Origin of the sequence: Acidovorax sacchari (assembly GCF_042847045.1) — a bacterium.
GTDB classification, from domain to species: Bacteria; Pseudomonadota; Gammaproteobacteria; order Burkholderiales; family Burkholderiaceae_C; genus Paracidovorax; species Paracidovorax sacchari.
Map to the genome: position 1 here is coordinate 5,289,086 of NZ_AP035783.1, position 24,358 is coordinate 5,313,443.

Here is a 24,358-nt window from a genome sequence, read left to right on the forward strand (position 1 = left end):
CCGATACCCTCCCCGCCGGGTCTGCAAGATAAGTCGTGCGCCCCACTCAACCATTGGGATGCTACCCCGCCTGGTGTCCTGCGTGTTGCGCCCCGGCCTCAGCGCTCCGACGCGGCCCAGTCCACCAGCGCCTCCATGGCCGGGCGGGCCGCCGCGGCGTTGGGGTGGTTGGCCAGCGCCACGACCACGTAGCGGCGCCCCCCCGCCCCGTGCACGATGCCGGCGAGCGCGGAAACGTCGCGCAGCGTGCCGGTCTTGAGGTGCGCGGCACGGGTGGCGCGGCCCATCGCGGAGCGGCGCAGGGTGCCGTCCGTCCCGGCGATGGGCAGGGAGGAAAGCAGTTCCGGCATGACCGGCGAGGCCCAGGCGGTCTGCAGCATGCGCGCGAGCGATGCGGCGCTCACGCGCGCTTCGCGGCTCAGGCCCGCGCCGTTGTCCAGCACGGGCGGCTCGGTCCCCGGCATGCGCTGGCGCCACCACTGCGCCACGGCGTTGCGTGCACCGTCGAAGGTGGCCGTGCCGTTCTTCTGCAGCGCGATGGTCAGGAAGACCTGCTGCGTCATCACGTTGTTGCTGTATTTGTTGATGGCACGCACCGCTTCGGCCAGGGGCGGGGAGGCGACGGTGAACGACGGAGCGAGCCCCGCGGGCACCCGCCCCTCCCGCACGCTGCCGGTGAGCTTGCCGCCCAGTTCGCGCCACATGCCTTCCACCGCGCGGGCCGCGAAGCCCTGCGGGTCGGGCGGCGCCACGGACCAGACGCGCTCGCCACAGGACGCCGGAAACACGCCCTGGAAGGCGACGCTGCCCGCGGCATCGCCTGCCGCGGTCTCGGGCCGCAGCGCCGCGCGCCAGTCGCCGCATTCCGTGCCCGGCGCCGCGAGCGGCACCGTGGACGGCCATGGCGCCCCGGCCATCGGCGGCTCGGCCACCACGCGCGCCAGGCCGGCCGCCACGTCGGGCACGAAGGTCAGCGTGACCGATTTGAAATTGACCAGCAGCGCGTCCGGCGCGGCGTTGTAGGGACGCAGGGGCTCGCCGTCGAACAGCCCGGCGTCATGGGACGGCAGGTCGAAGGCGGAGCGATCGAGCACGATGTCGCCGACGATGACCTGCACGCCCTGTGCCTGCAGGCGCCGCAGCATCAGCCAGAGCCGCTCCATCACCAGCTGCGGGTCGCCCACGCCTTTGATGTACACATTGCCGCGCAGGCTGCCGCCTTGCGGCCTGGCGTCCAGATACACCGGGGTGTCCCAGGTGTAGGCCGGCCCCAGCAGTTCCAGCGCGGCGTAGGTGGTGACGAGCTTCATCACCGATGCCGGGTTCATCGGCTCCTGCGCGCGCCAGGACAGGCGCGGCGGCTGGCGGCCGTCGGCATCGGCCACCACGAAGGCGACGGCATCGGAGGGCACCCTGGCGCGCTGCAGGGCCGCCTCCACCGCGGCCGGCAGGGCGGTGTCGGCAGTACGCACCGCCATTGCGGGGCGCCCGGCGGCGGCCGGAGCGGCTTTCTGCGGCTGGGCGGGCGCCGGGGGCGCGTACAGGACTCCGCAGGCCATGCAGGCCCCCAGGGCCAGCAGATGCCCACGGAGAGCAGCGAAAGGACGACGGGACGGAAGAAGGGTCTTTGCGGGCATGGCCCGGGAGTCTAGCGATGCCCCCGGAGCAACCTGCCCGGGGCGCAGCGCGGATAATCCGTCCTCTCACACCTCTGCCCGCCCGGCACCGCGGCCGCGGGCCCGCCGCCCCCATCGCACCATGCACCTGCTCGCCTTCGACACCAGCACCGACACCCTGTCCATCGCCGTCCAGCGGCCGATGGCGGATGGCGGGCCGGCGCGCCTCTGGCAGCGCAGCGCCCCCGGCGGGGCCCATGCGTCGGCCGGACTGCTGCCGGCGATCCGGGAGCTGCTGTCGGAGGCCGGGCTGTCGTTCGATACGCTGGACGCCATCGTCTTCGGCCGCGGGCCCGGCTCCTTCACCGGCTTGCGCACGGCCTGCGCCGTGGCCCAGGGCCTGGCATTCGGTGCCCGCGGCGGCGCAGGCGTTCCCGTGCTGCCGGTGGACACCCTGCTCGCGGTGGCCGAAGAGGCCCGGGCCGCCCATGGCTGCACGCAGGTGGTGGCAGTGCTCGACGCGCGGATGGACGAGGTCTATGCGGCACGCTACGCATGGCACGCGGAAGGAGGATGGAGGGGCACCAGCGGCGACGATTTCGGCCTCTGCGCCCCGGAAGCCGTCGAGGTGCCGCAAGGCCATGTCGTCGCCGGCAATGCCCGCGCCGCCTACGGAGAACGCCTCGCGCCCGGGGCACCCGCCGCAGCGCACGTGGCGGCATTGCCCACGGCCGCAGCCCTGCTGCGCCTCGCGCCTGCGCTGCTGGCCGCCGGCCAGGCGGTGCCGGCGTCGGGAGCGCTGCCGCGCTACGTCCGCGACAAGGTGGCGCAGACCACGGCCGAACGGGCCGCGGCCCGCGAGGCGGCATCCATTGCCGGCAACCCATCCGGCGCCACGGGCGCTGGCGCATCCCCGCAGCCATGAGTGCCCAGCGCCCCGACCCGGACGAAGTCCGCTTCGAACCGCTCACGCCCGGACGCCTGGACGCATTGCTGGAGATCGAGCGGCAGGCCTATTCGCACCCCTGGACGCGCGGCAATTTCACGGACGCGCTGGCTGCAGGCTACGAAGCGCCGCTGCTGGTGGCCGGCAACGGGGAGCTGATCGGCTATTTCGTGGCCATGCGCGGCGTGGACGAAGTCCACCTGCTCAACCTTACCGTCGCACCCACCCACCAGCGCCAGGGCTGGGCGCGCGTGCTGCTCGACGCGCTCGTGCTCTGGGCGCGTGGCCAGCGGGCGCAGTGGCTCTGGCTGGAAGTGCGCGTGAGCAACCAGCGCGCCCGCGACATTTACCTGGCCCACGGTTTCCGCACCGTGGGGGAACGCAAGCGCTACTACCCCGCGGCCGACGGGGGCCGCGAAGACGCCATCGTGATGAGCCGACCCCTATGAGCCTCGACCTCGACGCCCGCCAGCGCGCCATGCTGGCCGAAATGGGCATCACCGTATGGGCGCCCTCCCCCGTGCCCCCGGCCGCGGCACAGGCGGCCCCGGTACCGCCCGCGCCGCCGGCCGTGCCCGCCCCCGTGCGTGCCTCCACAATCCAGGCCCCGCCGCCTGGAGCCGCAGGCGTGCCGCAGGCGACCACGCCGGCCGCGCCACGGTCCGCCGCTCCCGTGCAGCCCCCTCCGGCAGCGCCCGCCGCCGGGGTACGCACGCCGGAAACCAACGGGCCGGTTCTGCGGCTCCATGCGCCGCAGCCCCTCTATCCGCAGGCCGACCCCGCCGCCACGCCCACCGAGCTCGGCAGCGGCTGGCTAGTGGTCGGCGAAAGCCTGTCGCCGGACGCTCCTTTGTCCGGGGACGCCGGCAAGCTGCTCGACAACATGCTGCGCGCGATGCGGCTGCATCGCCATCCGCGTACGCATTTCTCCGCCGTGGAACGGGCTGCCCCCGGGACGACAGAAGGTCCGGAGGACGCTGCCGGGTCACTGCAGACCGCGATTGCCACGCTGCGGCCGGCGATGGTGCTGGTGCTGGGCCTGCCGGCCGCCCGTGCCGTGCTGGGCAGCCGCGAGCCGCTCGGCCGGCTGCGCGCCACGGCACACCAGTTGCCGGACGGCACGCCCGCCGTCGTCACCTACGACCCGGCCTATCTGCTGCGCGCGCCCGAAGCCAAGGCTGCCGCCTGGGCCGACCTGTGCCGGGCGCTCGCGCACGTGCGGGCGGCATCGGCACCGGGGTCTCCGGCCACCGGGCACTGAGGGCCCGGGGCCGCCGCAGTGCCCGCACGGGCGGCCCGCCCTGACACGCGGCCGTCACATGGCCGCTCTTGCGCAATGCGATAATTCGCAGCTTGCTTTTTGGAGAAAGCTCCGTGGAAACCTACCCCAGTCGGTAGCTTTCAACTCCCGGCATGCCCAGGGCCTTCGGGGGGTTGAAAGCACCTCCCTTATCCCCTTCGCCAACGGCGCTGCGGCGCCAACCCACCGGGAACGAGCCCATGCTCAACATCTTCACGCTCGCCAACGGCCGCCTCGTCCAGGAAGAGATCGAATCCCTGGAAGAACTGGCCCGCTTCCAGCCGATCTGGGTGGACCTGGAATCGCCCACGCTCGAGGAAAAGCGCTGGATCAAGCAGCATTACGGCCTGCAGATCCCCGCGGACGCGATGGACGAGGACATCGAGGAATCCGCCCGCTTCTACGAGGAAGACAACGGCGAGCTGCATATCCGCAGCGACTTCCTGATCGACGACGAGGACAACCCCCGCTCGGTGCGCGTGGCCTTCATCCTCAACCTGGTCAACGACACGCTCAAGAGCAAGGGCGTGCTGTTTTCCATCCACGACGAGGACCTGCCCGTCTTCCGGCTGCTGCGCATGCGCGCGCGCCGGGCGCCGGGCCTGATCGAGGATGCCAAGGAAGTGCTGCTCAAGCTCTTCGACCTGGATGCGGAGTATTCCGCCGACACGCTCGAGGGCATCTACGACGAGCTCAAGGAAGTGAGCACCCAGGTGCTGGCGGGCGACGTGACGGATGCGCGCGCCGGCGAGGTGCTGGCCGCCATCGCGCGCCAGGAGGACCTGAACGGCCGCATCCGCCGCAACGTGATGGACACGCGCCGCGCCGTGAGCTTCATGATGCGCAGCAAGATGCTGAACGCCGAGCAGTTCGAGGACGCGCGGCAGATCCTGCGCGACATCGAGTCGCTGGACAACCACACGGCGTTCCTGTTCGACAAGATCAACTTCCTGATGGACGCCACGGTCGGCTTCATCAACATCAACCAGAACAAGATCATCAAGATCTTCTCGGTGGCGAGCGTCGCGCTACTGCCGCCCACGCTGATCGCGAGCGTGTACGGGATGAACTTCCAGTTCATGCCGGAGCTGCAGTGGAGCTACGGCTACGCCTACGGCATCGCGCTGATGGTGGCGAGCGCGGTCGGGCCGATGTGGTACTTCCGCAAGCGCGGCTGGTTGAAATGAATCCCCCCTGAGCGCTTCGCGCCTTCCCCCCAGGGGAACGATGCCAGTGGCCCGGCGGAGCCGGTTCCACGGCGTCTGCTGGCCTGGGCCGCGCCTTCTGCATGATGCGGGGAAGCATCGAAGGCTGTCGCATCACGCTGTGGGTTGGCAGTCCTCTTGTTTAAAGCATTTGCAGGAAGCGGCGGATGATGCCGTCCGCGTAGCGCGCGGCCACGGTCTCCACGAAGCGGGCGAAGTCCACGTGCGCCGTGTCGTCGGCGCGGTCGGAGATGGTGCGCACGGCGCCGAAAGGGATGCCATAGTCCGCGCAGACCTGGGCGACCGCGGCGCCTTCCATCTCGACGGCCAGCACGTCGTGGTCCGCGGCGCGCAGTGCGTCGCACAGCGCCTTTGCACCGGCCGCGGTGGAGACGAACAGGTCGCCGCTGGCGACGAGGCCGGTGTGGCGGCGGGGGGCACGCGCCGGGCCCTCCGCGCCGCCGGCCGGCGCTCCAGGGTCCAGGTCCTGCAGGCAACCGTCCACCGCCGCAGAGAGCAGGCCGGCCAGATGCGGATCGCACGCCAGCCGGGCGCGGCCGTAGCCGGGCAGTTCCCATCGGGGGAACAGGGGCGATGCGTCCATGTCGTGCTGCAGGTAGTCGTGCGCGACCACCACGTCGCCCACCTGCACGCCGTCCCCCAGGCCACCCGCCACGCCCGTGAACACGATGCGCGTGGCGCCGAAGCGCTCGATGAGTGCCGAGGCGGTGGTGGCCGCCGCCACCTTGCCGATGCCGGAGAGGGCCAGCACCACGTCCTGCCCGTCCAGCGTGCCGCAGAAGAACGTCCTGCCGGCGTGCACGATGCGCTCGCCCGCCTGCAGGGCGGAGGACAGGCCGGCCTGCTCTTCGGGCAGGGCGCTGAGGATGGCTGTTCGGAGCATGGGGTAAAAAAAGCCGGCGGCACTGCGCCGCCGGCCGCTGGGCCAAAGCCCCGGTCAGGCCTTCTTGCTGTCGCGCAGTTCGCGGCGCAGGATCTTGCCCACGGGCGTCTTGGGCAGCGATTCGCGGAACTCGATCAGGCGCGGCTGCTTGTAGCCGGTGAGATTGGACTTGCAGAACTCGCGCACCTGGGCTTCGGTCAGCTCCGGGCTCTTCCTGACGATGACCAGCTTCACGGCTTCGCCGGTCTTCTCGTCGGGCACGCCCACCACCGCGCACTCCATCACGCCCGGCAGCGCTGCCACCACGTCTTCCACTTCATTCGGATAGACGTTGAAGCCGCTGACCAGCACCATGTCCTTCTTGCGGTCCACGATCTTGAAGAAGCCGCGCTCGTCCATGGTGCCGATGTCGCCGGTCTTGAAGTAGCCGTCCTCGGTCATGACCTTGGCCGTCTCGTCGGGGCGTTGCCAGTAGCCGGCCATGACCTGGGGGCCGTGAATGACGATCTCGCCGGCGCGGCCGGGTTCGGTCACCGTGCGGCCCTCGTCGTCGATCAGCTTCATGCGCGTACTGGGCAGGGGCACGCCGATGGTGCCGGTGTATTCCTTCGTGGTGACGGGATTGCAGCTCGCCGAGGGGCTGGTCTCCGACAGGCCGTAGCCCTCGCAGATGGGGCAGCCGGTCTTTTCGAGCCACAGGCGCGCCACCGCGCTCTGCACGGCCATGCCGCCGCCGACGGACACCTTCAGGTTCTTCCAGTCCACCGTGTTGAAGTCCGGATGGTTGGCCAGCCCGTTGAAGAGCGTGTTCACGGCCGGGAAGCTGTGGAAGGTGTGCTTGGAGAGTTCCTTGAGCACCGCGGCGAGGTCGCGCGGGTTGGGGATCAGGATGGTCTTGGCGCCGGTGCGCATGGCCAGCATCATGTTCGCGGTGAACGCGAAGATATGGTAGAGCGGCAGCGCGCAGACGCTCGCGGGCTGCACGCCCGCCGGGATCTTGCGCATCGCGGGCTCGTTCCAGGCCTCCGACTGCAGCACGTTGGCGATCAGGTTGCGGTGCAGCAGCACGGCGCCCTTCGACACCCCGGTGGTGCCGCCCGTGTACTGCAGCAGCGCGACGTCGTCGGGCCGCAGGTCGGGCTTCTGCAGGGTGCCCCGCGCGCCCTTCGCGACCGCATCGTTGAAGCGCACGGCACCCGGCAGCGAGAAGGCCGGCACCATCTTCTTGACCTTGCGCACCACGTAGTTCACGAGCAGGCCCTTGAGCAGGCCCAGCTGGTCGCCCATGGCGCACAGCACCACGTGCTGGACCTGCGTCGCACCGATGCAGGCCTGCAGCGTCGCGGCGAAGTTCTCGATGATGATGATCGCCCGGGCGCCCGAATCCTTGAGCTGGTGCTCGAGCTCGCGCGGCGTGTAGAGCGGGTTCACGTTGACCGCCACCAGGCCCGCGCGCAGGATGGCCGCGATGGCGACCGGGTACTGGGGCACGTTGGGCATCATGACCGCCACGCGGTCGCCGCGGGCGAGGCCCAGGCCCTGCAGGTACGCGGCCAGGTGGCGGCTCTGCACTTCGGTGTCGGCGAAGCTGATGTCCTTGCCCATGAAACTGTAGGCCGTGCGGTCCGCGTGCTGCTGGAAGGCCTCCTCCATCAGGGCGACGAGCGACGGGTACTGCGTCGGGTCGATGTCGGCCGGCACCCCTTCGGGGTACGCGGCAAGCCACGGACGGTCGTTCATGCTGTATGTCTCCAGAACCTGCTGTTACAAAGAAACCCGCATTCTCGGGGTACCGGCCCCGGGCGCGTGTCTGGGCTTACCCTAGCGCCCGGCCTGCTCGGACGGGGCCCAGGACCGCCTGGCCGTCATTGCGCGGGGGGAATGGCGGGAGGAATCGCGGGGGGAATGGGGAACGGCGGAAAGACCATCCGCCCGTCCATCATCGAGACGCTCAGGCGCGCCGCGTCGGCGAGCTTCTCGCTCCAGCGGAACGCGGGCCGCCCGGCCACGAGGAATTCGTCGTTGGAGTGGGTGACGGGCCGCAGCAGGCTCTGGGCCGCGACCACGTCCACCGAGATGAATCCGCCACCATTGTTGGCGTAGCGATACATCACGTGCGAGTAGGGCCCGCCGGGCGCAAGGCGCTGCTCCGCCATCCACCGGGACACCCCGGGGCGGCTGAGCGCGAGGTAGTTGCCCGTATCGGCGCGGCGGCGGTAGCGCAGGCAGTCGGCCCGGGCCGGGCTGCCGCGGGTGCGGTCCTCGACGAACACGCCGTCCTGCTGCGGGCAGGGCAGCGTCCACAGGGTGGTGTCGCGCGGGTAGTTGGTGGCGTTGGTCTGCACGAAGACCAGGGCCAGGAGCGGACGGTCCTTGCCGGGGCCGCGCAGGCCCATGACGGAGGTCTCCATCGGCAGGTCGTCGGCCGTGTCGTCGGGCAGCACGTCCACGACTGTCTGCTTGCCGCGCTGCAGCACCTCCCAGTCGCCCGGGGGCAGTTCGACCTGGGCCCGGCCGACGTGCGGCAGCGACGGCTGCACCGGAGCGCACGCCGCGAGGGTCAGCAGGACGGCCCCGGCGAGGGGAAGGCACAGGCCCGCGCGCGCGGACAGAAACGACAGGGGCGGCTTTTTCACGGAACTGGGCGCCTCGAAAGGAATGCGGAAGAACCCCGCGGACATCCGGACGGGCAGCGGCAGAGGACGCGAGCGGGCCGGAAGGCGGAGTCCGAGCTTAACCCGAACCCGCCGCCCCGCTCCCTGGAGCGTCAGTTCACCACCTGCGCCAGCGCGCCGGAGGCGTACAGCCCGGCCATCTCCTGCAGCGTGCGGCCCTTGATCTTGGGGCCCTGGCCCTCGCAGCCGAACTCGATGTAGCGCTGCTTGCAGATCTGCTTGGCGGCTTCGCGGGCAGGCTTGAGCCACTCGCGGGCGTCGAACTTGTCGGGGTTCTCGGCCAGGAACTTGCGCACGGCACCGGTCATCGCCAGGCGGATGTCGGTGTCGATGTTGATCTTGCGCACGCCGTACTTGATGGCTTCCTGGATTTCCTTCACGGGCACGCCGTAGGTTTCCTTCATCTTGCCGCCGTACTGGTTGATGATGGCCAGCAGTTCCTGCGGCACGGAGGACGAGCCGTGCATCACGAGGTGGGTGTTGGGGATGCGGGCGTGGATTTCCTTGACGCGGCTGATGGCCAGGATGTCCCCCGTGGGCGGGCGGCTGAACTTGTAGGCGCCGTGGCTGGTGCCGATCGCGATGGCCAGCGCGTCGAGCTGGGTGGCCTTCACGAACTGCGCGGCCTCTTCGGGGTCGGTCAGCATCTGGCTGTGGTCCAGCTTGCCCTCGGCGCCGATGCCGTCTTCCTCGCCGGCATCGCCGGTTTCCAGGTTGCCCAGGCAGCCCAGTTCGCCTTCCACCGTCGCGCCGACCTTGTGGGCCATGGCCACGACCTTCTGCGTGACGTCGACGTTGTAGTCGAACGAGGACGGCGTCTTGCCGTCGGACATCAGGGAGCCGTCCATCATCACCGAGCCGAAGCCCAGGTTCAGGGCCCCTTGGCACACCTCCGGGCTGGTGCCGTGGTCCTGGTGCATCACCAGGGGGATGTGGGGGTACATCTCGGCGGCGGCCTGGATGAGGTGCTTGATGAAGGGTTCGCCGGCGTACTTGCGGGCACCGGCGCTGGCCTGGAGGATCACCGGAGCGCCGACCTCGTCGGCCGCCGACATCACCGCCTGCACCTGCTCCAGGTTGTTGACGTTGAAGGCAGGGATGCCGTAGAGGTTTTCAGCGGCATGGTCGAGCATTTCGCGCATCGAGACGAGTGGCATGGGGTGGTTCCATTCAAGGGTGGGGATGGAGCGCCCGGACCGTGCGCGGAGCACGGGCGGGGACGGTGCATTGTCGGCGGCGCCCAGCGGCGGTAACCGCTTCGTAACCGCAACATTTTAGCCGGGGGCCCCCGCCCCCGGGGCCGTCCTCAGTTCCACCCGGTAACACGTGGTGAAAGGCGCGGGCGCACGCTCCTCGCCGAACCGCCCTCCGTGCGCCTCGGCCACCCGGGCGATGATTTCGTGCCCGAGGTGCAGGCTGTCCACCGGCGCCCGCGCGGCCGGCCCCTCCGGCCCGCCCGCCAGCGCGCGCCGGCCGTCATCGCACACCTGCAGCCACGCTCCGCCGCCGCCCGTGGAGCCGGCCTGGATCTCCACCCGCGTCCCGGCGGGGGTGTGGCGCAGCGCGTTCTCCACGAGGTTGCGCAGCGCCATTTCCAGCAGCACGGCATTGCCGCGCACCGCCACGGGGCCATCCGCTGCCACGCCCAGGGCGGATCCGTGCTGCCAGGCCGCCTGGGCGTAATCCGCGGCCACGCTGCGCGCCAGCTCCGCCAGATCGACCTCGGCCTCCAGCTCATGCAGCCGGGTGCGGCTGGCCCGCGCCAGGGCCAGCAGCTGGTTGAGCACGTGGCCTGCGCGCAGCGCATCCTGGCCGATGCGGGCCAGCGCCTCGGCCTGGGCAGGGCCGTCCAGGCCGCCGTCCAGCGCACGGGCCTGCAGCACGATGGACGACAGGGGCGTACGCAACTCGTGCGCCACCTCGTTGGCCAGGCGGCGCTCCCGCACGAGCGCGGCCTGCTGGCGGTCGAGCAGCGTGTTGATGGAGGCCACGACGGATTCGAATTCGCGCAGCGTGCCCCCGGTGGGCAGGCGCCCGGCGCCGGCCACGTCCAGCGCCGCCACGTCCTCCGACAGGGAGTAGAGCGGCCGCAGGCCGCGCCGCACCGCGAAACCCAGCACGAGCATCACCACGGGCAGCAGCCACAGGCCGGGCTGCACCATCTGCGCGGCGATGTCTTCGGCAAGGTCGTCGCGCTCCTCCAGGTCGAGCAGTACGGCCACCTTGCGCGAGCGCGTGCCGTCCCACTGGGAAAAGCTGCGCCACGGAGTGGATTGCCTGCCCAGGTGCAGGGTGGCGAACCCCTCGGGGACGTCGAAAGGCGGCAGCGGGGCATCGCCGCTGTGCGAGAGCAGATTGCCGGAGGCGTCCCACTGCACGACGTTGAGCGACTGCTGGTAGTCATGCGCCCGCAGCCACGGCGTGGGCGCGCGCCGCGTGGCCTCTTCGGGGGTGACCGTCTCGCCGGGCCGCAGGTTGAGCAGCAGGGCCGCCACGCTGGCCAGGTGGCCGTCGGTCAGTTCGTCGGCTTCCTCGATGCCCGTGAGATAGGCCATGCCGACGAAGGTGGCCCACACCACCAGGAGCACGCCCAGCGTCCAGAGCAGCAGGCGCCGGGTGAGCGAGGGAATATGGGCGAAAGCCAGTGTCGCGGCAGCCATGGATGTCGTCACTCCCAGGGTACGAAATAGCCGACGCCGCGCATGGTCTGGATGCGCTCGCTGCCGAGCTTCTTGCGCAGGTGGTGGATGTGGACCTCGATGGCATTGCTTTCCACCCCGCTCTGCCAGTTGTAGAGGCGCTCTTCGATCTGCTGGCGCGACAGCACGCGTCCGCGGGCGTCGAGCAGCACGAGCAGTACGGAGAACTCGCGGGGCGACATCTCCACCGGCTGGCCGGCGCGCCGCACGGTGCGTGCCGCCGGATCCAGTTCGATGTCGTGCACGCGGATCACCGGGGAGGCCCGGCCGGCAGCGCGGCGCAGCAGGGCCCGCAGGCGGGCTTCCAGCTCATCCACGTCGAAGGGCTTGGCCAGGTAGTCGTCCGCGCCCTGGTCCAGGCCCGCGATGCGCTGGTGGACCTGGTCGCGCGCCGTGAGGATCAGCACCGGGGTGGCCGGGTCCGGCAACCGCAGCGGCTGAACGCCCGCCGGCGCTTCGGGAGCGCCCCGCAGGCGGGTGAGCAGTTCCACGCCGTCGCCGTCAGGCAGTCCCAGGTCCAGCAGCACGGCGTCGAACCGCTCTGACCGCAACGCGCTCCAGGCCGCTGCCACGCTGCCGCAGATGTCCACGGCATAGCCCCGCTGCTGCAGATTGTTCCGCAGGCCGGCAGCGATGCCGGCATCGTCTTCGACTACGAGGATTCTCATGCCGCCATTGTGGCGCGCCCGGCATGCCGCGGCCGACCGAAACGCGGGGTTATTAAGACGGCGTTAATGGGCGCCTCCTAACGTCGCGGCCCATGCATCCAACGACTTCTGCCGACTCCCTGCCGGCCATGGCCCCGCAGACCGGCTTCGCCCCGGGCCGGCTCGCGGCCACGCCCCTCTTCTGGACATTCGCCACCCTGTGCCTGCTGGCCGCATGGGACACCACGTCCTTCGACATGGTGCTGGCGCACGTCTTCGGCAATGCCGGAGGATTTCCCCTGCGCGACGACTGGGTCTTCGTCTCGGTCATGCACGAGGGCGCGCGGCGCGCGGGCTGGGTGATCATGGTGCTGCTGGCCGCGACGGTGTGGTGGCCCGTGGGCTGGCTCCGCCGGGTGCCAACCGCCGGCCGGCTGCAGATGGCGGCCAGCGCGCTGCTCGCCCTGGCCGTGATCGCCGTCTTCAAGCGGGCCAGCGCCACCAGCTGCCCCTGGGACCTGGCCGAATTCGGCGGCGTGGCGCGGTATGTCTCGCACTGGTCGCACGGACTCTTCGACGGCGGCAGCGGCCATTGCTTTCCCGCGGGCCATGCCGCGGCCGGCTTTGCCTTCCTGGGCGGTTATTTCGTGCTGCGCCGCCATCTTCCGCGCGCCGCGCGGTGGTGGCTGGCCGCATCGCTCGCCGCGGGCTTCGTGCTGGGTTTCGCGCAGCAGGCGCGAGGCGCGCACTTCATGAGCCACACGCTGTGGACCGGCTGGCTCTGCTGGACCACGGGATGGGCCTGCGATCTGGCCATGGCGGCGCTGCGCCGCATCCATCCGCAGCCCGACAGCCTCCTGCCCACGGAAAGCGATGCGCCCCATGCCCATCTTTGACGTCCCCCTGTTCTTCGCGCTGAATGCGAACGCCGCGACGCCCGAGGCCGTCATTGCCACCGCCCGCTGGCTGTCGCAGGACCTGCCAGTGTTCGCGGGACTGATGCTGCTGCTCGAACTTGCGCGGGGGCTGCCTTCCACGCGGCGGGCTGTCGTGCTGGCATTGCTCTCGATGCTGATCGCCTGGTGCACGGTGCGCGGCTTCCGGGCCCTGGTACCGATTCCCCGCCCTGCCGAACTGGGTCTGGGCATGCAGTGGATCGAGCAGGGCGCGCGCCCGGGCTTTCCCAGCATGCATGCGGCGGCAGCCTTCGCCCTGGCGCGCGGGCTGATGACGGGCCTGGGGCGCGGAACACCCGCTGCCTGGCGGTGGCTGGCCTACGGCGTGGCCGCCGCGGTGGCCTGGAGCCGCATCTGCCTGGGCGTGCACATGCCCTCGGACGTGGTCGCGGGCGCCCTGGCGGGCCTGGCCAGCGCGTGGCTGGCCCGCCAGGTGCTGCGGACCTGGATCAGCCGGCGCGGCAGATCTTCAGCATATTGGTTCCGCCGGGTGCGCCCATCGGCTCTCCGCAGGTGATCACGTAGAGGTCGCCCTGCTGCACGATGTTGCGGCTCTTGAGGTGGCTCTCGGCCTGCTCCAGCGCCGTGTCGCGGTCCACGCTGGTGTCCATGAGCAGGGGCCGCACGTTGCGGTACATGGCCATCTTGCGCTGGGTGGCCACCTTGGGCGTGAGCGCGTAGATCGGGATGTGGATGCGGTGGCGGCTCATCCAGAGCGCCGTGGAGCCGCTGTCCGTCAGCGCCACGAGGGCCTTGGCACCCAGGTGGTGGGCGGTGAAGAGCGCGCCCATGGCGATGGACTGGTCGATGCGGCCCAGCGTCTGGCCCGTGAAATCCGAATCGCGCTCCGGGTCCTCGGCGGCCTCGGCGGCAGCGCAGATCTTGGCCATCTCCTCCACCGTCTCCAGCGGATAACGGCCGGCGGCCGTCTCGGCGCTGAGCATCACGGCATCGGTACCGTCGAGCACCGCGTTGGCCACGTCGCTCACCTCGGCACGCGTGGGCACCGGGTTGGTGATCATGCTCTCCATCATCTGCGTGGCGGTGATGACGACCTTGTCCATGTCGCGTGCCATGCGGATCATCTTCTTCTGCAGCGCAGGCACGGCGGCATTGCCCACTTCCACGGCCAGGTCGCCGCGCGCGACCATGATGCCGTCGGACACGCGCAGGATCTCTTCCAGGCGCGGCACGGCCTCGGCGCGCTCGATCTTCGCGATCAGGCCCGGCTTGTGGCGGAATTCGGCGGCGGCCACGTTGCAGAGCTGGCGCGCCATTTCCATGTCGGTCGCATTCTTGGGGAAGCTGACGGCCACGTAGTCGGCCTGGAAGCTCATGGCGGTCTTGATGTCCTCCATGTCCTTGGCCGTGAGCGCCGGCGCCGTGAGGCCCCCGCCCTGCTTGTTGATGCCCTTGTTGTTCGACAGCTCCCCGCCCACGCGCACGGTGGTGTGGACCTGCTCGCCACGCACCGCGTTCACGTTGAGCACGATGAGCCCGTCGTTGAGCAGCAGGATGTCGCCGGGCTTCACGTCGCGCGGCAGTTCCTTGTAGTCCAGGCCCACGCCGGCCACGTCGCCGGGCTCGGTGCGCGATGCATCGAGCACGAAGGCCGCGCCGGGCTCCAGCCACACCTTGCCCTCGGCGAACTTGCCCACGCGGATCTTGGGACCCTGCAGGTCCGCCATGATCGCGACTTCGCGGCCGGCGCGCTGGGCCGCGGCCCGCACCTTCTCTGCCCGGTCGATATGGTCCTGCGCCGTGCCGTGGCTGAAGTTGAGCCGCACCACGTTCACGCCCATGGCGATCATCCGCTCCAGCAGGACCGGATCGCTCGACGCGGGCCCCAGGGTGGCGACGATCTTGGTGGCTCGGCGGATGCGCATGGGGGTGGTCTCCTGTAGGGATTGGCGAATGGAATGTAATCGGGTTTCAATTTTGCATGAAAACCGGTTACAGCGCGTTGGTGGAGACCCCGTGCCGGGGCCTGATCCATTGCGGCCCGCCCCAGCCAGCAGCCGCCTGCCACGGATGTCCCGATCTTTTGTCGACGTATTGTTGATAATTATTCTCATTCTCATCAAAATCGACGGGTGAGCCAGAGAACCACCCGGCATGGCGCTGCCGCCCGGGGCGACGCGCCGTCGCAGTGCAGGGGTATCCAGCAGACAACCCTTTCGACACGCCCATGGTTCACCGTCTGCATCCTCCGCCCGCCGCACCGGCGGCCACCGCCCCGTCCTCCCGCCCACGGCCCCTGCGGCCCGCCGCGTGGGCCGCCTGCCTCGCCGTGCTGGGCACCTCCTCGTGGGCCCAGGCACCCGCTGCCGGGCAAGCCGCCGAGGCACAGGTCGCGCAGTTGCCGCAGGTGGATGTCGTGGGAGAGGCCGAACACCAGTCCGGCACCGTCACCACGATCGGCAGCGATGCGCTGGAGCGTGCGAACGGCATGAAGGACGTCGTGCGCAACCAGCCCCTGGTCGCCGCGCCCGGCACGGTGGCCGGCACCAGCCGCAACCGCAGCAGCTTCGACCGTTCCGGCACCACGGGCTACAACATCCGCGGCATCGAGGGCAACCGCGTCGGCCTGGATGTGGACGGCGTCGAAATGCCCGACGCCACCACCCGCCCCTATGTGAGCCGCGCGGGCGTCAACACCTTCGGCGCCGGGCGCGACTTCATCGACCCCGAGATGTTCTCGTCCGCCCAGATCCTGTCCGGCACCACGCCGGCACGGCGCACGGCCGGCGGGATCGGCGGCGCGGTGAGCTTCCGCACCAAGGCGGCCAGCGACTACCTGCGGGATGGCAAGCCCTCGTACCTGGGCGCCAGGATGGGCTACGACTCGACCGACCGGTCATGGAACGAGAGCGTCACCGGTGCGTTGCGCCGCGGCGATGCCGACGGGCTCGTCGCCTACTCCCGCCGCGACGGCCACGCCAGCCGCAACAACAGTCCCACGGTGGACAGCTATCCCAACGACTGGCACTCCGATGCGCTGCTGCTCAAGGGCGGGCTGCGCGTGGACGGCAGCAACCGCCTGGAGCTGTCCGCCGACCTGTACCGCCGCAAGAATGACACCTTCTTCCACGGCTGGAACAGCGCCGGAACGGCGCTCACCGAGGCATCCCGCCAGGCCAGCGACACTGAACGCAACACGCTGCAGCTCACGCACCAGTGGGCGCCGCGAGACGCCTGGATCGACCAGGCGGAGACGCGCCTGTTCCACCAGGACACGGCCACCCGGGATGTGACCGACACCACCACGCTGGCCACCGGGGCCACCGGACGCAACCTGTCCGAGAACCGGACGCGCACCTGGGGTTTGTCCACGACGGCCGGCAAGCGCATCGGGCGCCACGAGCTGAGCTTCGGCGCCAACGTTTCCACGCAGGACGTGGACCGCCCATGGAGCGTCACCTATCCGCAGGATTACATGAAGCCCCAGCCCGACACCACCACCGGCCGCTGGGGCGCCTTCGTGCAGGACGAGATCGTCGCCGACGCGGGCGGCAGGCGGCTGGCCGTGATCCCCGCCCTGCGCGTGGACCGCGTGAAGATCAGGACGCGCGATTTGTCCAACTTCGTCGGCGGCGTGCTCACCGAGCAGGATGTCCAGCGGCTCTACGGCAGCCCGCCGGCCACCACCATCGTCAGTCCCAGCCTGGCCGTGACCTACGACCTCGCGCCACGCCTGCGCAGCTATGCGCAGTACAAGCGCGGGGGACGGGCGCCGTCGCCCGGCGAGATCTTTGGCTCCTGGAACATGGCGAGCAACTACGCGACGGGCAACCAGTACGCCCTCGTGGGCAACCGCGACCTGAAGGAAGAGTCGAGCAACGCCTTCGAAGTCGGCGTGACCGGCCAACCCACCCCGGGCGTGGCGCTCCACAGCGCGCTGTTCTACACCCGCTATAGCGACTTCATCGCCTACACGCGCTACACGCGCGCCAGCGCGCCTGGCCTGTTCGCCAACGTGCCGGCCCACATCGGCACCATCTACCGGGCCGACAACCGAGACGAGGCCACGATATACGGCTTCGAGCTGAGCGCCCGGCTGGAACACGGCCAGTGGAACCCCGCCGTCCAGGGCCTGTACACGACCTGGGCGCTGGGACTGAGCCGGGGCACCTCCCGGTCGAACTATGCGGGCGACCGCAAGGTCGGCCTCGACTCCGTGCTGCCGCGCAAGGCCATCCTCGGCGTGGGCTACGACGCGCCCATGCGCCGCTGGGGCGTGAACCTCACAGGCACCTTCGTCGCCGGCAAGCAGGCCGAGGCCACCAACCGCGACAGCTTCACCAACAACCCGGGCGCGACGCTGGCGGACGCCACCACCGCACTCTTCCGCGTGCCCGGCTACGCCACGTTCGACCTGGGCGGCTACTGGCAGGTCAACCCGAGCGTGCGCCTGCAGGCCGGCATCTACAACCTGGGCGACAAGCGCTACTGGGACTACGCCAGCGCCCGCAGCCTGCAGCCCGCGCTGGCCCGCGACCGACGCGACATCGAACTGCTGACGAGCGCCGGCCGCACCGTGGCAGTGTCGATGTCCGTCGCTTTCTGATGCCCTGCGCCGCCGCTTCGCCCCTTCCTTTCCACCCCACCTCGACCGCAAGGACACCTTCCATGCCCCATCCCCACCCCCTGCCTGTCCGCCTGGCACGACTGGCCGCCGCTGCGGGAACTGCCGCACTGCTCGCTGCCTGCGCCGCCTCCTCGCCCGAACGCACGGGCCCGTCACGCCCTGCAGGCGGTCACGGCAACGCCGCCTTCATCGGCGGATACGACGCCGACAACGACGCCCGGGTGACCCGCGCCGAATACGACGCGGTGCGCAAGCAGCGCTATGCGGCGGCCGATACCAATGGCGACGGCTGGCTGAGCGAAGCAGAGTACGTGGCCGAGTTCCAGGGCCGTCTCCAGCGGCAGTACGCCGATGGCAAGCGCCAGCCCGACGACGCCTACGCCAACGCCATCAAGCAGGCGCACGTGCGCTTCGGCATCCTGGACAGGAACAAGGACGGCCGTCTGACCGTGGACGAAGAGCAGGCCATCGCCGACCGCACCTTCAGGAACGCGGACACCAATGGCGACGGCGTGGTGGACGCGGCGGACGCGAAGAAACCTTGAGCCTGCCCTCCCTCGCGCCTGGCGTGCATGCGGGGCCCGGGCGCCCCATGGCCTTCAGCCGCGCATCAGCGCCTCGATCTCGCCCGCCTCCACCGGCACGTCGCGCGTGATCAGCTCGCAGCCGTCCTCGGTCACGATCGCGTCGTCCTCGATGCGAATGCCGATGTGGTGGAACGCCTCGGGCACGCCGGGCGCCGGCCGGATGTAGAGGCCTGGCTCGATGGTCAGCACCATGCCCGGGCGCAGGATGCGGCTGGGGCGGTTGGTGATGGTCTCGCCAGACAGCGGATCCTTGCGCTCGCTGCTGTCGCCCACCTCCGACGGTTCCACGTAGCTGCCGCAGTCGTGCACGTCCATGCCCAGCCAGTGGCCCGTGCGATGCATGTAGAACGGGAAATACGCGCGCTGCTCGATCACGTCCTGCGCGGAGCCGTATTTGCTCTTGTCGAGCAGGCCCAGGTCCAGCAGGCCCTGCGACAGCACGGCCACGGTGGCGTCGTGCGGGTCGTTGAAGCGCGCTCCCGCCTTCGTGGCCGCCACGGCCGCGTGCTGGCTCGCGAGCACGAGGTCGTACACGTCGCGCTGCGGCCCGGTGAAGCGGCCGTCGGCCGGGAAGGTGCGCGTGATGTCGCTGGCATAGCCGTCGAGTTCGCAGCCCGCATCGATCAGCACCAGCTCGCCCGCGCGTACCGGCGCAGCATCGGCGCGGTAGTGCAGCACGCAGGCATTGGCGCCGGCCGCGACGATGGAGTTGTATGCCACGGCCTGCGAGCCATGGCGGCGGAATTCGTGCAGCAATTCGGCATCGAGGTGGTATTCGCGCACGTCCTCGCCGGCGCGCAGCATGCGCGCGCTGCACTGCATGGCACGGATGTGGGCGCCTGCGCTGATGCGGGCAGCCCGGCGCATCACGTCCTGCTCGTGCGCATCCTTCACGAGCCGCATCTCGTCGAGCAGGGTGCAGAGGTCTCCCTGCTGTCCCGGGCACAGCGCGCCGAAACGCACACGGGCGCGCACCTTCTGCAGCCAGCCGTCCACCCGCGCCGCCAGGCCCTCGTGCGTGGCGAACGGGAACCATACCCGCTCGCGGTTCTCCAGCAGGCGCGGCAGCAGCGACTCCAGTTGCGTGGTCGGATGGGCGGCGTCCACGCCCAGCGCCGCCACGGCCGCGTCAGGGCCCAGCCGATAGCCGTCCCAGATCTCGCGCTCCAGATCCTTGGGCTGGCAAAAGAGCGTGGAGCGCCCTTCCGCGGTAAGCACCAGCCAGGCCTGGGGCTCGGTGAATCCGGTCAGGTAGTAGAAGTAGCTGTCGTGACGGTAGAGGTAATCGGTATCCCGGTTGCGCAGATGCTCGGGCGCCGTGGGGACGATGGCGATGCCGCCCTCGCCCAGCAGGGAGGCGAGGTGGGCGCGGCGGCGGGCATGGAGGGAGGAAAGGGCGGTCATCGTTCGGTCTGCCTGGTTCTGGAATGCGGATCGGGAAATGCCGGCGGATGGGGGGCGGCGCCCCGCATGGCCTTCGCACAGATCAGGGTTCTACCACCGACGCGGCCGCCCACACCGCGGCGGGGCCATGCATAGCGCATGCCAGGCGCGCGTCCGGCACTCCGCACAGCGCGCGGTCGTCAGCGGTTCAATGCCGCCAGCCGCTCCGGCGTCCCCACGTCGGTCCACTGCCCGGTATACAGCGACGCCGTGACGCGCCCCTGTGCCATCGCCCGGCGCAGCAGCGGTGCGAGCGGTGCGGCGACGCCGCCGGGATTGCCCGCGGGGATGTCGCACCAGGGCCCGGCGAACAGTTCCGCCCGCAGCAGCGCGAGCGTGCTGTAGGTGTAGCGCGGGACAGGATCGTGCACCGGCAGGTCCAGCGCGCGGCCATCGGGAGAAAGGCCGAAATCGCCGCGCGGATGGTGCGGTGGATTGGGCACGAGCCACAGGTGGGCCAGCGCATCGCCGGCCGTGAAGGCCGCCGCATCCTCTGCCGCGAACCGGAAATCGGGCGCGAACACGTCGCCCGCCGCCAGCCAGAAGACCTCCCCGAGCTGCGGCAGGGCCCGTGCGATGCCGCCGGCCGTCTCGAGCGCGCCGCCGAAGTCGCGGCCCTCGTGCGAATAGGCGACCGCCACGGCCGCGGCGCCACCGGAGCCGTCCGCCGCAGCGAACCGGTCCCCGAACCGCTCGCCGATCTGCGCTCCGAGCCAGGCCGTGTTGACCACGGCCGAGCGCACGCCGGCCGCGGCCAGGGCCTCCAGGTGCCACTGCAGCAGCGGGCGTCCACGCACGGAGAGCAGCGGCTTCGGGGTGGTGTCGGTCAGCGGGCGCATGCGCTCGCCCCGGCCTGCAGCCAGCAGCATGGCGGGGGGCTGCGCAGCCGTGGAGGAGAGGGACGGGGCCGGAGATGGGGTCGATGGGGTCGTCATGCGAAAAAAGGGATCGTCAGGCAGGCGTGCCCTGGCCGCCATCGCCGGCCGCCGCAGGCTCTCCGCGGTGCAGCGCGTGCCGTTGCACGGAGGCAGGCTCGAAAAGCGCCAGCAGCGCATCCATCAGGGCATGCGCCCGCGCGGAATGGTCGCCGCCGAAGTTGCACACGTACACGTCGAGCGTGACCGCCTGGCGTTCCGGCCAGGTATGCAGGCACAGGTGCGACTCCGCCAGCAGCACCGTGGCGGTGACGCCGCCCGGCCCGTGCCGCGTGGCGGGAAAGGCATGGAACAGCCGGCCCACGGCCTGCAGCCCGGCGGCGCGCACCGCATCCAGGCAGGCTTCCCCCAGCGCATCGGCATCGAGCAGCCAGCACGGCGCGCAGCGGCAGCCATGGAGATCGGCGGTGAGGTGCAGGCCTTGCATGGCCCGCACTGTAGTGCAGGGCTCGGACTTCCCGTGGGCAAAGCCGGGGGTGGCCCGGTAAAATGCGCGGTTTTCCCCTCCCCAGCCCCTTCCGGAGCCGCCCCTGATGGCCAATTCTCAACAGATGGCGAATGCGATCCGCGCACTCGCAATGGATGCAGTTCAACAGGCCAATTCCGGCCATCCCGGCGCCCCGATGGGCATGGCCGACATGGCCGTCGCGCTGTGGTCCCGCCACCTGCGGCACAACCCCGCCAACCCGCAGTGGGCCGACCGCGACCGCTTCGTGCTCTCCAACGGCCACGGCTCCATGCTGCTGTACGCGCTGCTGCACCTCACGGGCTACGACCTGCCGATCGAAGAGCTGAAGAACTTCCGCCAGTTGCACAGCAAGACGGCCGGCCACCCCGAATACGGCATCACCCCCGGCGTGGAAACCACCACCGGCCCGCTGGGCCAGGGCATCACCAACGCCGTGGGCTTCGCGCTGGCCGAGAAGCTGCTGGCCCGCGAATTCAACCGCAAGAACGGAGACGTGGACCACACCATCGTGGACCACCACACCTACGTGTTCCTCGGCGACGGCTGCCTCATGGAAGGCATCAGCCAGGAAGCGATCTCGCTGGCCGGCGCCTGGAAGCTGGGCAAGCTGATCGCGCTCTACGACGACAACGGCATCTCGATCGACGGCCAGGTCGCGCCCTGGTTCGTGGACGACACGCCGGGCCGCTTCCGCGCGAGCGGCTGGAACGTGATCGGCCCGGTGGACGGCCATGACGTGGAGGCCGTGGCCGCCGCGGTGCAGAGCGCCAAGACCAGCACCGACAAGCCCACGCTGATCGTCTGCAAGACCGCCATCGGCAAGGGCTCGCCCAACCGCGCCGGCACCTCCAAGGCCCACGGCGAACCGCTGGGGGCCGACGAGATCACCCTGACGCGCAACGCCATCGGCTGGAGCCACGTGCCCTTCGAGATCCCGGCCGAGGTCTATGCCGACTGGAACGCCAAGGAAGCCGGCGCACAGGCGGAGTCCGACTGGCAGCAGCGCTTCGACGCCTACGCCGCGGCCTACCCCGAGCTGGCCGCCGAATTCCAGCGCCGCATGGCGGGCGACCTGCCGAAGCACTTCGCCCAGACCGCCGTGGACACCGTGGTGAACGCCCACACCAAGGCCGAGACCGTGGCGAGCCGCAAGGCCAGCCAGCTCGCGCTGGAAGCCTTCACGGCCGCGCTGCCCGAACTGCTCGGCGGCAGCGCCGACCTGACGGGCTCCAATCTCACCAACACCAAGAGCACGCCCGCGCTGCGCTTCGACGAGCACGGCGACGTGGTGCAGGTGGAAGTGAACACCGGCGGCGCGGAAACCGCCAAGCTGGGTGGCCGCCACATCAACTACGGCGTGCGCGAGTTCGGCATGGCCGCGATCATGAACGGCATCGCGCTGCACGGCGGCTTCATCCCCTACGGCGGCACCTTCCTCACGTTCAGCGACTACAGCCGCAACGCCATCCGTATGGCCGCGCTCATGAAGCTGCGCGTGGTGCACGTGTTCACGCACGACTCCATCGGCCTGGGCGAGGACGGCCCCACCCACCAGTCGATCGAGCACGCCGCCAGCCTGCGACTGATCCCGGGCCTGGATGTCTGGCGCCCCGCCGACACGGCCGAGACCGCCGTGGCCTGGAGCGTGGCCCTGTCCAACCGCAACCGGCCCACCGCCCTGCTGCTGTCGCGCCAGAACCTGGCCTACGCGGCCAAGCGCGACCTGGGCGACATCTCGCGCGGTGCCTACGTGCTCTCCGAGCCGGCCGACGCGGGCATCAAGAAAAAGGCCCAGGCGGTCATCATCGCCACCGGTTCCGAAGTGCAGCTGGCCCTGGCAGCGCAGAAACTGCTGGCCGAGAAGAAGATCGCCGTGCGCGTGGTCTCCATGCCCAGCACCACCACCTTCGACCGCGAGGATGCGAAGTACAAGGCCAGCGTGCTGCCCGCCGGCGTGCCGCGCATTGCCGTGGAAATGGGCGTGACCGACTTCTGGTGGAAGTACGGCTGCGCCGCCGTGGTCGGCATCGACACCTTCGGCGAATCGGCCCCGGCCCCGGTGCTGTTCAAGCATTTCGGCTTCACGCCGGAGAACGTGGCCGACTCCGTGATGGTGGCGATCGGCGCTGCGCGGCTGAAGAAGCAGCCCGCTGCCAAGACGGCCCACTGAAACCCTCTCGCCCGCCGCGCCTGCCCGCAGCGGGCGTGGCGTGGCAGTCCCCAGTTTTCGACTTTGCAACCTTGGAGAGACAAACCATGACCATCAAGATCGGTATCAACGGCTTCGGCCGCATCGGCCGCAACGTGCTGCGCTCGGCCGTGCAGAACTTCAGCGACATCGAAGTCGTGGGCATCAACGACCTGCTGGAGCCCGACTACCTGGCCTACATGCTGCAGTACGACTCGGTGCACGGCCGCTTCGAGGGCACCGTGTCGGTCGAGGGCAACACGCTGGTGGTGAACGGCAAGAAGATCCGCCTGACGCAGGAACGCGACCCGGCCAACCTGAAGTGGGGCGAAATCGGCGCCGAGGTGGTGATCGAGTCCACCGGCCTGTTCCTCGACAAGACGACGGCCCAGAAGCACCTGGACGCGGGCGCGAAGAAGGTCGTGCTGTCGGCGCCTTCCAAGGACGACACGCCGATGTTCGTCTATGGCGTGAACCACGAAACGTACGCCGGCCAGGCCATCATCTCCAACGCCTCGTGCACCACCAACTGCCTGGCCCCCGTGGCCAAGGTGCTCAACGACAAGTGGGGCATCAAGCGCGGCCTGATGACCACGGTGCACGCCGCCACGGCCACGCAGAAGACGGTGGACGGCCCCTCCAACAAGGACTGGCGCGGTGGCCGCGGCATCCTGGAGAACATCATCCCCTCCTCCACCGGCGCAGCCAAGGCCGTGGGCGTGGTGATCCCCGCGCTGAACAAGAAGCTGACCGGCATGTCCTTCCGCGTGCCCACCTCCGACGTGTCGGTGGTGGACCTGACGGTGGAGCTGGAGAAGGCCGCCACGTACGAAGAGATCAAGGCCGAGATGAAGGCCCAGTCCGAAGGCGCCCTGAAGGGCGTGCTGGGCTACACGGAAGACAAGGTGGTGGCCACCGACTTCCGCGGCGACGCCCGCACCTCCATTTTCGACGCGGATGCCGGCATCGCGCTGGACGGCACCTTCGTGAAGGTCGTCTCCTGGTACGACAACGAGTGGGGCTACTCCAACAAGTGCCTGGAAATGGTGCGCGTGGTCGCGGGCAAGTAAGCCGCCCATCCGCATCCCGCCCGCCGGTGGTCTCCACGGGGCGATGACGAAGCCAGGACCGCCTGCCGGTTCTGGCTTTTTTTGCGCGTGCGGCAGCCAGCGACCGCAGCACAGGCGTTGCGCGACATTT

21 protein-coding genes are annotated in these 24,358 nt (G+C 70.1%); 10 read left to right on the forward strand and 11 right to left on the reverse strand.

Annotated features, from left to right (window positions below; all coding sequences use genetic code 11):
* Positions 1 to 98 precede the first annotated feature (98 nt).
* Positions 99 to 1,559, reverse strand: coding sequence for a D-alanyl-D-alanine carboxypeptidase/D-alanyl-D-alanine-endopeptidase (gene dacB / locus ACGHC0_RS23480; protein WP_415268453.1), 1,461 nt, complete (start codon positions 1,557 to 1,559; stop codon positions 99 to 101).
* Positions 1,560 to 1,758: 199 nt separating this feature from the next.
* Here dacB and tsaB point away from each other — a divergent pair, with 199 nt between their 5' ends.
* The 4 genes from tsaB (at position 1,759) to corA (ending at position 5,049) form a co-directional block, all read left to right on the forward strand.
* A complete protein-coding gene (gene tsaB, locus ACGHC0_RS23485) occupies positions 1,759 to 2,541 on the forward strand; it encodes a tRNA (adenosine(37)-N6)-threonylcarbamoyltransferase complex dimerization subunit type 1 TsaB (RefSeq protein WP_368353208.1) in 783 nt (260 codons plus the stop codon).
* Positions 2,538 to 3,011: a ribosomal protein S18-alanine N-acetyltransferase gene (gene rimI, locus ACGHC0_RS23490; protein WP_415266914.1), complete on the forward strand. Its 474-nt coding sequence runs from the start codon at positions 2,538 to 2,540 to the stop codon at positions 3,009 to 3,011. Before tsaB ends, rimI begins: the two co-directional genes overlap by 4 nt.
* Positions 3,008 to 3,823, forward strand: coding sequence for a uracil-DNA glycosylase family protein (locus ACGHC0_RS23495; RefSeq protein ID WP_368353210.1), 816 nt, complete (start codon positions 3,008 to 3,010; stop codon positions 3,821 to 3,823). The genes rimI and ACGHC0_RS23495 overlap by 4 nt, the downstream gene beginning before the upstream one ends.
* A 239-nt stretch (positions 3,824 to 4,062) precedes the next feature.
* Positions 4,063 to 5,049, forward strand: a complete 987-nt coding sequence (gene corA / locus ACGHC0_RS23500; RefSeq protein WP_053842832.1) for a magnesium/cobalt transporter CorA — start codon at positions 4,063 to 4,065, stop codon at positions 5,047 to 5,049.
* 160 nt (positions 5,050 to 5,209) lie between these two features.
* Here corA and ACGHC0_RS23505 read toward each other — a convergent pair whose 3' ends face one another.
* From ACGHC0_RS23505 to ACGHC0_RS23530, 6 genes are all read right to left on the reverse strand, one after another.
* Complete coding sequence (locus ACGHC0_RS23505; protein WP_415266915.1) at positions 5,210 to 5,971, reverse strand: 5'-methylthioadenosine/adenosylhomocysteine nucleosidase; 762 nt, start codon at positions 5,969 to 5,971, stop codon at positions 5,210 to 5,212.
* A gap of 54 nt (positions 5,972 to 6,025) precedes the next feature.
* Positions 6,026 to 7,711 (reverse strand): long-chain-fatty-acid--CoA ligase, encoded by a 1,686-nt coding sequence (locus ACGHC0_RS23510; RefSeq protein ID WP_415266916.1) that lies wholly within the window; start codon positions 7,709 to 7,711, stop codon positions 6,026 to 6,028.
* Positions 7,712 to 7,836: 125 nt separating this feature from the next.
* Positions 7,837 to 8,607, reverse strand: a complete 771-nt coding sequence (locus ACGHC0_RS23515; protein ID WP_368353213.1) for a hypothetical protein — start codon at positions 8,605 to 8,607, stop codon at positions 7,837 to 7,839.
* A gap of 131 nt (positions 8,608 to 8,738) precedes the next feature.
* Positions 8,739 to 9,803, reverse strand: coding sequence for a class II fructose-bisphosphate aldolase (fba, locus tag ACGHC0_RS23520; protein ID WP_415266917.1), 1,065 nt, complete (start codon positions 9,801 to 9,803; stop codon positions 8,739 to 8,741).
* Between the two features lie 117 nt (positions 9,804 to 9,920).
* On the reverse strand, positions 9,921 to 11,306 hold the full coding sequence (locus ACGHC0_RS23525; RefSeq protein WP_415266918.1) for a histidine kinase dimerization/phospho-acceptor domain-containing protein: 1,386 nt from the start codon (positions 11,304 to 11,306) through the stop codon (positions 9,921 to 9,923).
* 8 nt (positions 11,307 to 11,314) lie between these two features.
* The gene (locus ACGHC0_RS23530) at positions 11,315 to 12,013 is read right to left on the reverse strand and encodes a response regulator (protein WP_368353216.1); all 699 of its coding nucleotides are present in this window, start codon (positions 12,011 to 12,013) and stop codon (positions 11,315 to 11,317) included.
* Between the two features lie 128 nt (positions 12,014 to 12,141).
* On the opposite strand from ACGHC0_RS23530, the gene ACGHC0_RS23535 reads away from it, so the two are divergent.
* Entirely contained in the window at positions 12,142 to 12,888 is a 747-nt protein-coding gene (locus tag ACGHC0_RS23535; protein WP_368353217.1) for a phosphatase PAP2 family protein, read from the forward strand.
* The gene (locus ACGHC0_RS23540; RefSeq protein ID WP_415266919.1) at positions 12,875 to 13,465 is read left to right on the forward strand and encodes a phosphatase PAP2 family protein; all 591 of its coding nucleotides are present in this window, start codon (positions 12,875 to 12,877) and stop codon (positions 13,463 to 13,465) included. Before ACGHC0_RS23535 ends, ACGHC0_RS23540 begins: the two co-directional genes overlap by 14 nt.
* Here the strand turns inward: ACGHC0_RS23540 and pyk are convergent.
* Positions 13,398 to 14,834, reverse strand: a complete 1,437-nt coding sequence (gene pyk, locus ACGHC0_RS23545) for a pyruvate kinase (protein WP_368353219.1) — start codon at positions 14,832 to 14,834, stop codon at positions 13,398 to 13,400. The genes ACGHC0_RS23540 and pyk overlap by 68 nt on opposite strands.
* A 302-nt stretch (positions 14,835 to 15,136) precedes the next feature.
* On the opposite strand from pyk, the gene ACGHC0_RS23550 reads away from it, so the two are divergent.
* Both ACGHC0_RS23550 and ACGHC0_RS23555 read left to right on the forward strand, forming a co-directional pair.
* Entirely contained in the window at positions 15,137 to 17,515 is a 2,379-nt protein-coding gene (locus tag ACGHC0_RS23550) for a TonB-dependent hemoglobin/transferrin/lactoferrin family receptor (RefSeq protein ID WP_415266920.1), read from the forward strand.
* A 62-nt stretch (positions 17,516 to 17,577) separates the two neighbouring features.
* Positions 17,578 to 18,081, forward strand: a complete 504-nt coding sequence (locus ACGHC0_RS23555) for an EF-hand domain-containing protein (RefSeq protein ID WP_368353221.1) — start codon at positions 17,578 to 17,580, stop codon at positions 18,079 to 18,081.
* Between the two features lie 54 nt (positions 18,082 to 18,135).
* Here ACGHC0_RS23555 and ACGHC0_RS23560 read toward each other — a convergent pair whose 3' ends face one another.
* The 3 genes from ACGHC0_RS23560 to ACGHC0_RS23570 form a co-directional block, all read right to left on the reverse strand.
* Positions 18,136 to 19,527 (reverse strand): aminopeptidase P N-terminal domain-containing protein, encoded by a 1,392-nt coding sequence (locus tag ACGHC0_RS23560; RefSeq protein ID WP_368353222.1) that lies wholly within the window; start codon positions 19,525 to 19,527, stop codon positions 18,136 to 18,138.
* Positions 19,528 to 19,706: 179 nt separating this feature from the next.
* Positions 19,707 to 20,501 (reverse strand): nucleotidyltransferase family protein, encoded by a 795-nt coding sequence (locus tag ACGHC0_RS23565; protein ID WP_415266921.1) that lies wholly within the window; start codon positions 20,499 to 20,501, stop codon positions 19,707 to 19,709.
* A 16-nt stretch (positions 20,502 to 20,517) separates the two neighbouring features.
* Entirely contained in the window at positions 20,518 to 20,928 is a 411-nt protein-coding gene (locus ACGHC0_RS23570) for an S-adenosylmethionine decarboxylase family protein (protein WP_415266922.1), read from the reverse strand.
* Positions 20,929 to 21,034: 106 nt separating this feature from the next.
* On the opposite strand from ACGHC0_RS23570, the gene tkt reads away from it, so the two are divergent.
* Both tkt and gap read left to right on the forward strand, forming a co-directional pair.
* On the forward strand, positions 21,035 to 23,140 hold the full coding sequence (gene tkt / locus ACGHC0_RS23575; protein WP_415266923.1) for a transketolase: 2,106 nt from the start codon (positions 21,035 to 21,037) through the stop codon (positions 23,138 to 23,140).
* An 86-nt stretch (positions 23,141 to 23,226) separates the two neighbouring features.
* Positions 23,227 to 24,228, forward strand: a complete 1,002-nt coding sequence (gene gap / locus ACGHC0_RS23580; RefSeq protein ID WP_415266924.1) for a type I glyceraldehyde-3-phosphate dehydrogenase — start codon at positions 23,227 to 23,229, stop codon at positions 24,226 to 24,228.
* Positions 24,229 to 24,358 lie beyond the last annotated feature (130 nt).

Excerpts from the sequence above, each read along its gene's own strand:
- ACGHC0_RS23535 (WP_368353217.1), top strand. The coding sequence starts at position 12,142 with ATGGCCCCGCAGACCGGCTTCGCCCCGGGCCGGCTCGCGGCCACGCCC.
- ACGHC0_RS23495 (WP_368353210.1), top strand. The coding sequence starts at position 3,008 with ATGAGCCTCGACCTCGACGCCCGCCAGCGCGCCATGCTGGCCGAAATG.
- tkt (WP_415266923.1), top strand. The coding sequence starts at position 21,035 with ATGGCCAATTCTCAACAGATGGCGAATGCGATCCGCGCACTCGCAATG.
- fba (WP_415266917.1), bottom strand. The coding sequence starts at position 9,803 with ATGCCACTCGTCTCGATGCGCGAAATGCTCGACCATGCCGCTGAAAAC.
- ACGHC0_RS23530 (WP_368353216.1), bottom strand. The coding sequence starts at position 12,013 with ATGAGAATCCTCGTAGTCGAAGACGATGCCGGCATCGCTGCCGGCCTG.
- ACGHC0_RS23555 (WP_368353221.1), top strand. The coding sequence starts at position 17,578 with ATGCCCCATCCCCACCCCCTGCCTGTCCGCCTGGCACGACTGGCCGCC.
- ACGHC0_RS23525 (WP_415266918.1), bottom strand. The coding sequence starts at position 11,306 with ATGGCTGCCGCGACACTGGCTTTCGCCCATATTCCCTCGCTCACCCGG.
- pyk (WP_368353219.1), bottom strand. The coding sequence starts at position 14,834 with ATGCGCATCCGCCGAGCCACCAAGATCGTCGCCACCCTGGGGCCCGCG.
- dacB (WP_415268453.1), bottom strand. The coding sequence starts at position 1,559 with ATGGCCTGCGGAGTCCTGTACGCGCCCCCGGCGCCCGCCCAGCCGCAG.
- ACGHC0_RS23510 (WP_415266916.1), bottom strand. The coding sequence starts at position 7,711 with ATGAACGACCGTCCGTGGCTTGCCGCGTACCCCGAAGGGGTGCCGGCC.
- tsaB (WP_368353208.1), top strand. The coding sequence starts at position 1,759 with ATGCACCTGCTCGCCTTCGACACCAGCACCGACACCCTGTCCATCGCC.
- rimI (WP_415266914.1), top strand. The coding sequence starts at position 2,538 with ATGAGTGCCCAGCGCCCCGACCCGGACGAAGTCCGCTTCGAACCGCTC.
- ACGHC0_RS23570 (WP_415266922.1), bottom strand. The coding sequence starts at position 20,928 with ATGCAAGGCCTGCACCTCACCGCCGATCTCCATGGCTGCCGCTGCGCG.
- gap (WP_415266924.1), top strand. The coding sequence starts at position 23,227 with ATGACCATCAAGATCGGTATCAACGGCTTCGGCCGCATCGGCCGCAAC.
- ACGHC0_RS23550 (WP_415266920.1), top strand. The coding sequence starts at position 15,137 with ATGGTTCACCGTCTGCATCCTCCGCCCGCCGCACCGGCGGCCACCGCC.
- ACGHC0_RS23560 (WP_368353222.1), bottom strand. The coding sequence starts at position 19,527 with ATGACCGCCCTTTCCTCCCTCCATGCCCGCCGCCGCGCCCACCTCGCC.
- ACGHC0_RS23505 (WP_415266915.1), bottom strand. The coding sequence starts at position 5,971 with ATGCTCCGAACAGCCATCCTCAGCGCCCTGCCCGAAGAGCAGGCCGGC.
- ACGHC0_RS23565 (WP_415266921.1), bottom strand. The coding sequence starts at position 20,501 with ATGACGACCCCATCGACCCCATCTCCGGCCCCGTCCCTCTCCTCCACG.
- ACGHC0_RS23540 (WP_415266919.1), top strand. The coding sequence starts at position 12,875 with ATGCCCATCTTTGACGTCCCCCTGTTCTTCGCGCTGAATGCGAACGCC.
- corA (WP_053842832.1), top strand. The coding sequence starts at position 4,063 with ATGCTCAACATCTTCACGCTCGCCAACGGCCGCCTCGTCCAGGAAGAG.